Source organism: Microbacterium sp. NPDC080220 (assembly GCF_040686395.1).
Classification (GTDB): Bacteria; Actinomycetota; Actinomycetes; order Actinomycetales; family Microbacteriaceae; genus Microbacterium; species Microbacterium gawkjiense.
This window is the reverse complement of record NZ_JBFBOP010000018.1, coordinates 1-11,881: the sequence shown is the minus strand read 5'-3', so window position 1 is coordinate 11,881 and position 11,881 is coordinate 1. Positions and strand designations below refer to the sequence as shown.

The 11,881-nt window shown below is 72.0% G+C and carries 11 protein-coding genes; 2 read left to right on the top strand and 9 right to left on the bottom strand.

Features of this window, described 5'->3' with window-relative positions:
• Positions 1–106: 106 nt before the first annotated feature.
• A complete protein-coding gene (locus AB0P29_RS16010; protein ID WP_363381201.1) occupies positions 107–1,558 on the top strand; it encodes a mannitol dehydrogenase family protein in 1,452 nt (483 codons plus the stop codon).
• A 20-nt stretch (positions 1,559–1,578) separates the two neighbouring features.
• Here AB0P29_RS16010 and AB0P29_RS16005 read toward each other — a convergent pair whose 3' ends face one another.
• From AB0P29_RS16005 to AB0P29_RS15995, 3 genes are all read right to left on the bottom strand, one after another.
• Entirely contained in the window at positions 1,579–2,553 is a 975-nt protein-coding gene (locus AB0P29_RS16005) for a LacI family DNA-binding transcriptional regulator (protein ID WP_363381204.1), read from the bottom strand.
• A 74-nt stretch (positions 2,554–2,627) separates the two neighbouring features.
• A complete protein-coding gene (locus tag AB0P29_RS16000; RefSeq protein ID WP_363381198.1) occupies positions 2,628–3,539 on the bottom strand; it encodes a hypothetical protein in 912 nt (303 codons plus the stop codon).
• A gap of 27 nt (positions 3,540–3,566) precedes the next feature.
• Positions 3,567–4,973 (bottom strand): FGGY family carbohydrate kinase, encoded by a 1,407-nt coding sequence (locus AB0P29_RS15995; RefSeq protein ID WP_363381195.1) that lies wholly within the window; start codon positions 4,971–4,973, stop codon positions 3,567–3,569.
• A gap of 115 nt (positions 4,974–5,088) precedes the next feature.
• Here AB0P29_RS15995 and AB0P29_RS15990 point away from each other — a divergent pair, with 115 nt between their 5' ends.
• The gene (locus tag AB0P29_RS15990; protein ID WP_363381192.1) at positions 5,089–6,300 is read left to right on the top strand and encodes an HAD-IA family hydrolase; all 1,212 of its coding nucleotides are present in this window, start codon (positions 5,089–5,091) and stop codon (positions 6,298–6,300) included.
• Between the two features lie 7 nt (positions 6,301–6,307).
• Here AB0P29_RS15990 and AB0P29_RS15985 read toward each other — a convergent pair whose 3' ends face one another.
• The 6 genes from AB0P29_RS15985 to AB0P29_RS15960 are packed head-to-tail and all read right to left on the bottom strand — an operon-like array spanning position 6,308 to position 11,809.
• On the bottom strand, positions 6,308–7,273 hold the full coding sequence (locus AB0P29_RS15985) for a PfkB family carbohydrate kinase (RefSeq protein ID WP_363381189.1): 966 nt from the start codon (positions 7,271–7,273) through the stop codon (positions 6,308–6,310).
• On the bottom strand, positions 7,270–8,091 hold the full coding sequence (locus AB0P29_RS15980; protein WP_363381186.1) for a class II fructose-bisphosphate aldolase: 822 nt from the start codon (positions 8,089–8,091) through the stop codon (positions 7,270–7,272). Before AB0P29_RS15980 ends, AB0P29_RS15985 begins: the two co-directional genes overlap by 4 nt.
• Positions 8,091–8,825 (bottom strand): SDR family oxidoreductase, encoded by a 735-nt coding sequence (locus AB0P29_RS15975; RefSeq protein WP_363381184.1) that lies wholly within the window; start codon positions 8,823–8,825, stop codon positions 8,091–8,093. Before AB0P29_RS15975 ends, AB0P29_RS15980 begins: the two co-directional genes overlap by 1 nt.
• On the bottom strand, positions 8,822–9,574 hold the full coding sequence (locus tag AB0P29_RS15970) for a class II aldolase/adducin family protein (RefSeq protein ID WP_363381181.1): 753 nt from the start codon (positions 9,572–9,574) through the stop codon (positions 8,822–8,824). The genes AB0P29_RS15975 and AB0P29_RS15970 overlap by 4 nt, the downstream gene beginning before the upstream one ends.
• Positions 9,561–11,039: an FGGY-family carbohydrate kinase gene (locus AB0P29_RS15965; protein ID WP_363381179.1), complete on the bottom strand. Its 1,479-nt coding sequence runs from the start codon at positions 11,037–11,039 to the stop codon at positions 9,561–9,563. Before AB0P29_RS15965 ends, AB0P29_RS15970 begins: the two co-directional genes overlap by 14 nt.
• A gap of 2 nt (positions 11,040–11,041) precedes the next feature.
• A complete protein-coding gene (locus AB0P29_RS15960; RefSeq protein WP_363381177.1) occupies positions 11,042–11,809 on the bottom strand; it encodes an SDR family oxidoreductase in 768 nt (255 codons plus the stop codon).
• Between the last annotated feature and the right edge of the window lie 72 nt (positions 11,810–11,881).

The window sequence follows — 11,881 nt, the reverse complement described above, 5'->3', positions numbered from 1 at the left end:
GCAGCACCTGTGGGGCGCCGTTCCCGGCGTCCCACAGGGCACGAACCACCCGCGGGGCGCTGGAATAAGCGCCCCGCGGGTCACCATTTGCCGCAAGGATGCCCCCATGGTTGCCCTCACCGCCGAGACCCTCGACTCCCTCGCCGCCGACGTCGCCCGCCCGGGCTACGACCGCAGCGCCGTCCGCACGAGCATCGTGCACTTCGGCGTCGGCGGGTTCCACCGTGCCCACGAAGCCGTGTTCGTCGACCGCCTGCTCGCAGCCGGCGAGACCGATTGGGGCATCTGCGGCGTCGGCATCATGCCGTTCGACCTCGCGATGCGCGATGCGCTGCGCGCGCAGGACGGGCTCTACACCCTCGTGACCGCCGCCCCGGACGGTTCCGAACAGGCCCGCGTCATCGGCTCCATCGTCGAGTACCTCTACGCGCCCGACGACCCCGAGGCCGTCCTCGCCAAGCTCGCCGACCCGGCGACTCGCATCGTCTCGCTCACCATCACCGAAGGCGGATACGGCGTCGACGACGCGACCGGAACCTTCGCTCCGACGGATGCCGGCACCCTCGCCGACCTCGCAGACTCCAGCACCCCGCAGAGCGTGCTCGGCTACCTCGTCACCGCGCTCGCGCGTCGCCGCGCCGGCGGCATCCCTCCGTTCACCGTGATGTCATGCGACAACATCCAGGGGAACGGCACCGTCGCCCGCACCGCCGTCCTCGGCTTCGCCGCACAGCAGGATCCCGAGCTCGCGGCGTGGATCGAGGCCGCAGTGCGCTTCCCGAACTCGATGGTCGACCGCATCACCCCGGCGACCACCGACGAGACCCGCGCAGCCGTCAGTGCACGCTTCGGCGTCGACGACCAGTGGCCGGTGCGCTCGGAGTCGTTCGAACAGTGGGTGCTCGAGGACGACTTCTCGCTCGGCCGCCCGCCGTTCGAGCAGGTCGGCGTCCAGCTGGTCGCCGACGTCATGCCCTACGAGCTCATGAAGCTGCGGCTGCTGAACGCGTCGCACCAAGCCATGAGCTATCTCGGCATCCTCTCCGGCGCGACCACGGTGCACGAGGTTTGTGCCGATCCGTTGTTCGCGGGCTTCCTGCGCGACTACATGCACGACGAGGCGATCCCGACGCTGCAGCCGGTGCCCGGGATCGATCTCGGCGAATACGTCGAGTCGCTGCTCGCGCGCTTCGGCAGCGAAGCGGTGGGCGACACCCTCGCCCGCCAGGTGGTCGACGGTTCGGACCGGTTGCCGAAGTTCCTCCTGCCCGTCGTGCGCGCTCGGCTCGCCGACGGCGGCCGCATCGACCACGCGGCGCTCGTGCTGGCCGCGTGGGGCGTCTTCCTCGAAGGGCGCACCGAACAGGGCGAGCCGACCCCGCTGTCGGATCGACGACTCGCAGACCTGCAGGCGGCCGTCGCAGCGGACACGCTCCTCGACTACCGCCCGGTGTTCGGGGATCTCGGCGCGAACGGTGCCCTGCGAGCTGCCTTCGACGAGGCGCGCGCATCGCTGCGTTCGCGCGGCGCACGCGGCGCGATCGCCGCGCTGGCCTGAGCCTGAGGCATCTCGCGCGGTCACCGACGCGACGCCACCGCGCACGACTCGCGTTCGACGAGCGCCACGTCGAGCACGGTCGACTCGGGCTCGCCCGGCGCGCCTTGGAGCCTGGCGAATATGCGCTCGGCAGCGAGGGCGCCCAGGCGCCGTGGATCCTGATCGATGACCGAGATCGAGGGCGTGAGTGCGTCGGCCATCGGGAAATCACCGAATCCGACCATCGCCATCGGCGTCTCGCGCAGCTCGTACGCCAGCGCCATCGAGCAGCGGGCGTTCGCGGAGAAGATTGCGGTGGGCGGGTCCGGCAACGCGCGCAGCGCGGCGACCGCGTCACGTGCGGCATCCCGATCCGAAACGAACACGCGCACGAGGTCGTCGTCGATGTCGATGCCGGCCTCGCGCTGTGCGCGCCGCCACCCCTCGAAGCGCTTCGTCTCGGTCGACAGGTGCACGACATCGCCGATGTACGCGACGCGCCGGTGACCGTGCGAGAAGAGGTGCTGCACGGCGAGCACGGCGCCGGCCTCATCGGCCTCGGTGAAGGCGTCGGTCGCAAGCCCCACGGGGGCCCGGTCGACGAAGACGATGGGGGTGTGCTCGCGCCAACGGTCGAGCCACGAATGGTCGGTGCCGACCGGTGCGACCACGAGCCCGGAGAGCTGACGACCGAGCATCGACTCGATCGCCGCGCGCTCGTCCTCCGGGTCGCCGAGGCTCGTCACGAGCGTCGAGATGCCGCGCTCACGGGCGGTGTCCTCGACGGCACGCGAGATCGCGGCGAAGAACGGGTCGACGATGTCGGGCACCGCAACGCCGATCACCGAGGTACGGCCCGCGCGGAAGGTCGTCGCGAGCACGTTCGGCACGTAGTTCAGCTCGCGCATCGCCTGCTCGACGATGCTCCGCGTCGCAGGCAGGACGTGCGGGTCGTCGTTGAACACGCGCGAGACGGTCTTCGTGCTCACGCCCGCACGCGCGGCGACATCTCGCATCGTCGTCACCGGCGTCTCCCTCCCGCTCATGGTGTGCAGTGGCCCCGGTAAATCTACCGGGGCCACTCGCGTCCTCAGCCCCGGCGGCCGTCGACGGCGTCGGCGAGCTCGCGCAGGCGCGGGAGTGCGCGGCCGGTGAGCAGCTCCTCGCGCAGGGTGGCATCGTACGAGAGGCTGTCCTTCCACAGCGAGCGGCCGGCCATCGCGCCCGACGCACCGTTGGCGACGGCGGTCGCCACCTGACCGATGAACGTCTCGTGGTCGACACCAGCCGACAGCACGGCCCACGGCACGCCCTGGGCGGCCTCGGTGACCGCGGCCGAAGCCTCGGCCGACCCGGGGTACTGCAGCTTCAGGATCTTCGCACCGGCCCTTACCGCGAGCGCGGCGCCGTCGGCGACGAGACCGGCGAACGCGGCGGCGTAGTCTTCGTCGCTCTCGCCTTCGAGCTGGTAGGTCAGCAGCTCGACGATGAGCAGCACGCCCTCGGCATTGCACTCGGCGATGAGGTCGCGCATCTCGGCGAAGATTCGGGAATCCGTCCCCTGTCGGTCGGGGCGCGTGTAGTAGAGCATCTTGGCGACGCCGCCGCCGAGGTCACGCACGGTACGGGGCGTCACGCCCGGGACGAACCGGGTGTACTTGAGGCCGTCGACGGTCTCGGCGCCCGAGGCGTCCAGGCCCACGACGAGCGCGGTGTCACGGGCGATCACGCCCTCGTCGACGACGTAGGGGACGGCCACCTCGGGGTCGAGGAGGATCGCGGGGCCGTGGTTGGCGAGGTGACGCACCAGGTCGGCCTTCACCTCGATGAGCTCTTCGCGCGTGATGGCGTCGGAGCCGTTCGGCGCGTCCTTGATGACGGCTTTCATGCTGTTGCGCTGGTCTGCGGCGACGATCAGCATGTTGCCGTCGGACGTCGAGATCGACTGCAGCGCGCGGCGCTCCAGCGTGGTCAGCGGGTTGACTGCGGTGAGCGTGCTCATGGGTCTCCTAGGGATGGGTCGTGCGGGTCAGACGGTCGCCGCGGGCGCGGCGACCGGGGTCAGCAGTGCCTGCGCGACGAGCGCGGCACCGTACGCGGTCTCTTCCTCACGCGAGGAGACGCGGAGGTCTGGCAGGACGGCGGCGCGCGCACGGCGCACCGACGCCATCCCCGCCCACCCGCCGGTCAGGGTCGCGTGCGTCGCCGGAGCGACCTCGCGGTCCATGGCCTCGATGAGCTGGACGATCTCGTCGTTGCTGTGCCGCAGCACGGCGCCGAAGATCTCGGCTGGCGTCACGGCGTCGGTGTGCAGCACGAGGCGCAGCACACCGTCGTCGTTGCGGGCGCCGGCGACCTCGATGGAGCCGGCGGGGAGCGCCCCCTCGAGAGGGAGGGCCGACACCGCCGCATCCAGCGCGTCACGACCGGCACGGTCGCCGATGCCCACCGACTGCAGCGCGCGACGCAGCAGCAGCCCCGTCTTCACGCCGGCGACGAGCACGTGTTTGCCGGGCACGATGTGCCGCACCTCGTTGATGAGGGCGTCGGCCAGGCGCCGGCGGGCGTCGAAGCCGAGCGGGGCGTCGAGCACGCGCAACAGGACCTCCGCGGTGCCGAGTGAGACGTGGTAGCCCGAGGTGTCGAGCGTTCCTGCGGCTGCCGCGGCGACGAGGTGGTCGTGGCCGGCGACGGTCAACGCGGCTCCGGCGAGTCGCGCACCCCACTGCTCGTCGATCCGACCCCATGCCGTGCCGCCGCCTCGGAGCGCGGGCAGGAAGTGCTCCGAGATGCCGAGCGCCGCGAGCATCTCTGGCCAGGCGGCGCCCGTGTCTTGGTCGATGAGGCCGGTGCGCGAGACGAGCGAGTACTCGAGGGCGATGTCGCCGCCGAGCGAGGCCGCGACGAACTCGGGCAGATCGAGCCAGCGGAGGCCGCCGAGGTCGACCCCACTGTCGCGGAGGTACGCGAGCTTGGCGACCGTGACCTGCGCCCCGAGCGGCAGTCCGGTGCGTCCCGCGAACTCGTCGCGGACGGTGTCGGGGAAGGATGCCGCCTGCGCGACGCCGCGCGGATCGAACCACGCGAACCCGGGAGCGACGGCCGTCCCCTCGGCGTCGATAAGCATGCCCGTCTCGCCCATGCCGGCGATCGCGAGGGCCGCGATCGGCGCGTCGGTGTGCACAGCGAGGGCCGCGTCGATCTCTTCGGTGAGGGTGCGGATGCCACGCAGCAGCGCTTCTGCATCCATCTCGGTGGTGCCGCCGTCGCCGACGCGCCAAGGGGTGGGCACCTGACGGCTCGCGACCTCGGCGCCGTCGGCGTCGAGCACGAGCATCTTGATGCCGGTACTGCCCAGGTCGATGCCCGCGACGAGCGGCTCGGCGACGGGTGCGGCAACGCGCTGATCGGGTGCGGCGCGTTCTTCGTCGGACACGGGATTCCTCTCTCGGACTCTCCGGCGAGCCCTTCGCAGCGGTGCGTATCCCAGATTCACGAACCGCGTGAAATCAAGCATGACACCGGTGACTTGCTACGTCTATGGTGGGGGTATGACTCGGTCCTGTCAAATACCTCGCCCGACCGTCGTCGCCGTCACCGGCGTGGCCGGAAGCGGCAAGACGACGCTTGGCCGCACGCTCGCACAGGCGCTCGCCCTGCCGCTGGTCGACCTCGACTCGGTGACGACGCCTCTGCTCGATGCCCTCGGTGACACGATCTTCGGTACTCATTGGCTGACCTCCGCGCACGCTCCGGCGATCCGGGCCGGACGCTATGCGGCCCTGCGGGCCGTGGCCGCCGACGCGGTCTCGTCGGCGGGCGGCGCGGTGCTCGTCGCACCGTTCACCGCCGAACTCGCCGGGGGCGACGACTGGCGCCGACTGCACGACGCGGTGGCGGCCGCCGACCTCCGCGTCGTGCACCTGAGCGGCGATCCGCAGCTGTTCGCGGCACGGCGCGCGGCGCGCGGCGAAGCCCGCGATGCGCACCGCGACGACATCGCCCCGGCCGCACCCGCCGTCGAGGTCATCACGATCGATGCCGAGCTCTCGACATCGCAGCAGATCGCGCGACTCCTCCCCGAGCTCGGCCTGCGTCGGCACCTCGACCCGGACGCCGCGCTGTTCTCGCGCACCTTCGACGCGGTGCTGTTCGACCTCGACGGCACACTGGTGGATTCGACCGCCTCGGTCGTGCGGTCGTGGCGGCGTTTCGCAGAGCACTACGGCGTTTCCGCGGAGGCGCTGCACGAAAACCACGGCCAGCCGGCGCGGGTACTCATCTCGAAGTTGCTGCCGGCCGACCTGTTCGATGAGGGCCTCTCCCGGGTCACCGATCTCGAGGTCGACGATGCCGTCGATCTCGCGCCCGTCCGGGGCGCCCGCGCGTTCTTCGATGCCGTCCCGGTCGCGCGACGCGCAATCGTCACCTCGGGCACGCACCGGCTCGCGTCAGCACGCCTGGGAGCCGCGGGATTCACCCCGCCCGACGTCTTCGTGACGGCCGACGACGTGACCCGCGGCAAACCCGACCCCGAGCCGTTCCTGACCGCGGCGGCGGCGCTGGGGGTCGATCCCGCCCGGTGCCTCGTGGTCGAGGACGCCGCCGCCGGCATCGCCGCAGCCCGGGCCGCCGGGTGCTCGGTGCTCGCGCTCACCGGCACGGTCGAGGCGCACGAACTCCCGGGCGACGTCGTCCTCGACGGGCTCGACGTCGTGGAGCTCGAAGCGACCGGCGACGGCCTGCGGCTGCGCGTGCGCTGACGCGACCTCAGCCCGCGGGCTCGGTCAGCTGCGTCGACGGGTCGGGGTCGCGCGTGACCCGGGCGACGGGCAGCCCGTCCACTCCGGGCAGCAGGGTCGTCGCCTGCGAGACGGCGTGCGCACCCCATGCGGCGGCTGTCGCCGCGGCGCGGGCGAGCGCATCCGGACTCCGCGGGTCGTCGTCGCCGAGCCCCGCGACAAGCCCTGCGAGCGAGGCATCCCCGGCGCCCGCGGTGTTGACGACGGCCGTCGCGACCGCGTGGGCGTGGACGACGCCGACCGCCGACACGACGAGCACGCCGTCGGCGCCCATGCTGGTGTACACCGTCTCGACGCCTCGCTCGACGAGCGAGCGTGCCGCGTCCGCGACCTCGCCGACGGTTCGGAGCGGCCGCCTCACGAGTTCGGCGAGCTCGTGGGTGTTCGGCTTCATGAGCGCGATCCCGGCGGGCGCGGATGCCGCGGCCGTCAGCGCCGGGCCGCTCGTGTCGAGCGCGACGCGCACACCGCGGCGGCGCGCGTCCGCAAGCACCTCCGCGAGGTCGGCGCCGACGGGGATCGACCCCGAGACGATGAGCCAGCGTGCGTCGAGGCGTGACACCGCCGCCGTCACCGCGGCGCGAGCGTGCGCCCAGATACCCGGCGGCAGGGGCGGTGTCGGCGCGTTCACCTTGGTCGTCGCACCACCGGCGTCGATGATCGACGTGTTGACGCGGGTCGCACCGGGCACGGTGACGACCTGCAGCATCCCGGCGAGCGGCGTCCCCGAGGCGAACGCGACATCGTCCTCCCCCAGCACGACGACGGCCACCGTGTCGACACCGGCACGAGCGAGCGCCGCCGAGACGTTGACACCTTTCCCGCTGAGCTCGCGCTCGTACGACGAGGCTCGCATGAAGTCGCCGCGAGCGAGCGTCCCGACCCGGTAGGTGGCGTCGATCGCGCCCGCCGGGGTGAGGGTGACGACGCTCACGCGGCACCCGAGATGCGTCGCACCAGCCGCGCGACCTCGGCGGTGACCGCGTCTCGGGCGGGGCGCAGGTACGCCCGCGGGTCGATGACCGACGGATCGCGGTCGAGTTCCGCGCGTACGACCCCGGTGAGCACCGCGTTCAGGTGGGTGCCGATGTTGATCTTCCGCATCCCCGCCGTGATCGCCCCCTCGATGCCGGCATCCGACACGCCACTCGACCCGTGCAGCACGAGCGGTGCGGGCACGCGTGCGGCGAGCGAGCGGATCAATCCTTCGTCGAGCGACGCGCTGCGCTCGCGCATGGCGTGCTCGCTGCCCACCGCGACCGCGAGCGCGTCGACGCCGGTCGCGGCGACGAATGCGACCGCGTCGTCGACGTTCGTGCGGACACCGGGGGAGTGCGCACCCTTGCCTCCGACCTCGCCCAGCTCGGCTTCGACCCACGCGCCAACGGCGTGCGCGCGTTCGACGACGGCGGCCGTCCGTGCGACGTTCTCGGCGTCGGGAAGGTACGCCGCGTCGTACATGACCGAGGGCACGCCGAGCGCGAGCGCCTCGTCGATGAGGGCTTCCTCGGTCGCGTGGTCCAGATGCACCACGACCGGCACCGATGCGCCCTCGGCCAGCCGCAGCGCCGCTGTCGCGGCGGGCGCCAGCCCACCGTGGAACGCGACCGCGTTCTGCGAGAGCTGCAGCACGACCGGATGACCGGCGGCCTCCGCACCCGCCACGATCGCCTCGGCTACCTCGAGCTGGATGAAGTTGAACGCGGCGACGGCACGGCGATGTTCGAGCAGTCCTCGCATCGCGGCGGCCATCAGATCACCTGTCCGGTCGGCAGCAGGACGAGGTCGCGGATCACGACGTGCGCGGGCCTCGTCAGCATGAACACGATCGTGTCGGCGACGTCGGTCGAGCGGATGCCGGTGCGCTCGGCGATCTTCTGCGCTTCTTCGGCAGACCCGTGCGTGTAGCCCCACAGTGGGTTGAGGACGACACCGGGGGCGATCGCCCCGATCCGCACCCCCGATTCGGCGTACTGCCTGCGCACGGTGTGCACGAACGACTGGACGGCGTGCTTGGAGGCCGAGTACACCGGCTCCCACTCGATGTCCTGGTGCCCCGAGACCGAGCTCGTGACGAACACGTCACCCGAGCCCTGCTCGAGAAGGGTCGGCAGCGCAGCACGCACGAGCGCCATCACGCCGGTGACGTTGGTCGCCACGAGCGCCGCGATGTCGTCGATCGACGACGTGGTGAGGTCGCCGCCGACGTAGACCCCGGCGTTGGGGAGCACGATGTCGAGTCGCCCGTGCAGGCGCACCGTCTCGTCGACGATCCGCTGCGCCGATGCGGCATCCGACACATCGGCTGCGATCGTGGTGACGAGCTCGGGGGCGGATGCCGCGAGCTCGGCGAGCCGAGCCTGATCGCGGGCGACCGCGACGACGCGGCAGCCTTCGGCGACGAGTGCCTGGGCGGTCGCGAGGCCGATGCCCGAGCTCGCACCGGTGAGGAGGGCGACCTTGCCCTCGAGGGTCGTGCGGTTCATCGTGCTCCTTCTGCGAGCAGGGCCCGCCGGTACTGTTCGTCGGGGCGTGTCACGATGCGCGTCGCCTCGTCTTCGGGCATGAACCGCACGCCACCCACGGCCTGCGCCCCGATGATCGCGCGAGCGCACTTCTGCGCCATCGCCGTCATGCCGAGCACCTGCGACGGATTCGAGCCGATCGCGAACATGCCGTGGTTCTGCAGGTACACCACCCCGGGCGCCTCGCCGTGCCGGTCGATGTGCGCGCGCAGCAGGTCGCGGACGGCTCGGGCCAGCTTCAGCCCGGGATCGACGTACGGGACGAGCAGCGGGTGCGCGCCGAGCACGACGAGCTGGTCGGGGAAGAGCCCGCCCGCGACGAGGAGTTCGGAATGCTGCGAGCAGAGCAACGCGTTCACGTCGGTCGGGTGGGAGTGGGCAATCACCCGCGCGTCGGTGCCCTCGTACAGCACCACGTGCAGGAGCGCTTCGACGGACGGGCGGCGCCCTTCGCGTGCGGCGACCGCGTCGAACACGGCGGCGACCTCGGCGTCGCCCGCCGCATCGTCGGAGATGAGGGCGAGCGCTTCGGCGAGGTCGACGCGCACGAAGTCGCCCGGCTCAGCGTCGCCGAGGACGGCACCGGAAGCCTTCACGAGCATCGTGTCGCCGTCGCGGACCGAGGTGTTGCCCTCGCCGAGGAGGGCTGCGTCCATGGCGGGTGCGCCGAGGCGGCGGCTGAGGTCGGTGAGCAGGTCACGCGGATCCATGCTGGATCTCCGATCGGGTCGGGGGTGGGAACGAACGGTCGGGGCCTTCGCCGTCGTCGACGGCGATCCCCCGCACTGCGGCGAGGCTCGGGAGGTCTCCCGCAGCGACCGCGGCCTGCAGGAGGACGCCACGGACCGACGCCTCGATGGGGCCCGCGATGACCGTGCGACCGGTGCGCGCCGCGGCGAGCGAGCACAGCAGGTCACCGCGAGCGCCGCCGCCGAGGATGCGGACCCGCTCCAGGGCGACGCCCGTGAGCTGCTCGATCTCGTCGAACGTGTCCGCCCACGCGGTCGCCAGGCTGTCGAGGATCGCGCGCACGAGATCTCCCCGCGACGCAGGACGTTCCGCTCCCGAGGCGGCGCAGGCATCCGCCAGCCGTGTGGCGAGGTCGTCGGGCGCCTGCAGTGCCGGATCCGCCGGGTCGAACCGGCCTCGGTAGGTGCTGCGCTCGGCGTCCGCGAGCAATCCCAGCAGGGTGTCGAGCGAGCCGGGCGCTTCGCCGTCGGCGACGGCCCATTCCCGGAGGGTCTGCTGCAGCAGCCACATCCCGCTCAGGTTCTTGACGAGCAGCGTGTCGCCCCCGACGCCGATCTCCTGCGTGAATCCGCCGAAACGGGCCCGTTCGTTCAACAGCGGCTCCGCGAGCGCGACCCCGACCACCGCCCAGCTCCCGCTCGACACCACACCGGTGCCGACGTCGGTGGCATCCGTCACGGCACTGAACGCGGCCGCAGTGTCGTGCGCGGTGACCGACCAGACGGGGATCGGATGCCGCGCCCCGATCGCCTGCGTCACCTCGGGGGTCGTCTCGCCGGCCGACGCCCCGGTGGGGACGATGCCGGGGAGGTGGACGTGCGCGTCGGCGATGAGCGTGTCGGCCCAATCACCGGTGGTCGCGTCGACCAGGGCGGTCGTCGAGGCGAGCGAAGGTTCGGCCCCCACCCGCCCGGTGAGCAGATGCACGAACACGTCGGCCGTGAGGAGGATCACGTCCGACGGGTCGCCGATGCCGGCCGCGGCGTCCTGCCGGAGCTGGTGCGACGTGTTGATCGCCTGGTCGAGCACGCCGGTGAGCGCGTAGTCGGCCGGGAGGTCGCGCGTTGCCGAGGTCTGCGCGGCGCGGACCGGATCGGCATCGCGGTGGTGGCGCATGAACGGACGGAGCGACCCGCCGACGTCGAGGCGCGCATAGTCGACACCCCACGCGTCGACGCCGATCCCCCGGAGCGTTGCCCCCGCTGCGTCCGCGGTGGCGATGCCCGCTCGCAACCCGTCGAGCACCCCTGCCCACAGCGCGGGCACGTCCCAGCCGAGCCCCTCGGGCCTCGGGACCGGCACGTTCGCGAGACGGTGCACCTCACGGATCGTGAGGTGGGGCACGCCGTCGACCTCATCGAGCAGGCCCAGCATCACGCGGAGGCTGGCCGACCCGAGGTCGACGGCGAGATAGGCGAGGCGCACGGTCAGATCGCGGTGTAGCCGCCGTCGACGACGAGCGTCTGGCCGGTCAGGTACGACGCCGCCGACGAGGCGAGGAGCAGCACGATGCCGTCGAGGTCGGCCGGCTCGCCCATGCGACCGGCCGGGATCATCCCGACCCATTCGGCCGCGAGGTCGGGATTCTGCTCGGTGAACTGCCGGGTCATGTCGGAGAGGATGTAGCCGGGCGCGATCGCGTTGACCCGCACCGCGGGGGCCCACTCGACTGCGAGCGATTTCGCGAGCTGGTCGACCGCGGCCTTCGAGGCGTTGTAGGAAGCCTGGTGCTGCGGCACGTTCACGACGCGGCCCGACATCGAGGAGATGAGGATCGCCGAGCCGTCGCGGCCCTCGGCCAGCAACGGGCGGGCGAAGGACTGGGTGGCGTAGAAGGTCCCGCTGAGGTTGACGTCGATGACCTTCGACCACGCGGCCGGCTCGACCTCGGCGGAGTCGCCCCAGATCGTGATGCCTGCGGCGGTCACGAGGATGTCGGCGACGCCGAGCTCCTCGCGCACGGCGGCGAAGGCCGCTTCGACGGATGCGGCATCTGTCACATCGACGGTGGCCGACGCGGTCATCACCCCGGTCTCGGCGGCGAGGCGCTCGGCCGAGGCTGCGACGTCGGGCAGCAGATCGAGGAGCGCGATGTGCACGCCCTGGCGTGCGAGTGCGGAGGCGAGCGAGTAGCCGATGCCACGCGCACCACCGGTGACGACCGCAGTGCGTCCTGCGAGATCGGGGAAGTTCATGTGGGCCTTTCGACGAGGGAAACCGTGGAGAGACGGGGCGGCCGGACGGGGTCCCGTCCGGCCGCCCGTCCA

Bases quoted from the DNA above. Each gene is read 5' to 3' on its own strand.
- AB0P29_RS16010 (WP_363381201.1), top strand. From the start codon at position 107: ATGGTTGCCCTCACCGCCGAGACCCTCGACTCCCTCGCCGCCGACGTC.
- AB0P29_RS15970 (WP_363381181.1), bottom strand. From the start codon at position 9,574: ATGGATCCGCGTGACCTGCTCACCGACCTCAGCCGCCGCCTCGGCGCA.
- AB0P29_RS15980 (WP_363381186.1), bottom strand. From the start codon at position 8,091: ATGGCCGCCGCGATGCGAGGACTGCTCGAACATCGCCGTGCCGTCGCC.
- AB0P29_RS16000 (WP_363381198.1), bottom strand. From the start codon at position 3,539: ATGAGCACGCTCACCGCAGTCAACCCGCTGACCACGCTGGAGCGCCGC.
- AB0P29_RS15990 (WP_363381192.1), top strand. From the start codon at position 5,089: ATGACTCGGTCCTGTCAAATACCTCGCCCGACCGTCGTCGCCGTCACC.
- AB0P29_RS15960 (WP_363381177.1), bottom strand. From the start codon at position 11,809: ATGAACTTCCCCGATCTCGCAGGACGCACTGCGGTCGTCACCGGTGGT.
- AB0P29_RS16005 (WP_363381204.1), bottom strand. From the start codon at position 2,553: ATGCGAGATGTCGCCGCGCGTGCGGGCGTGAGCACGAAGACCGTCTCG.
- AB0P29_RS15975 (WP_363381184.1), bottom strand. From the start codon at position 8,825: ATGAACCGCACGACCCTCGAGGGCAAGGTCGCCCTCCTCACCGGTGCG.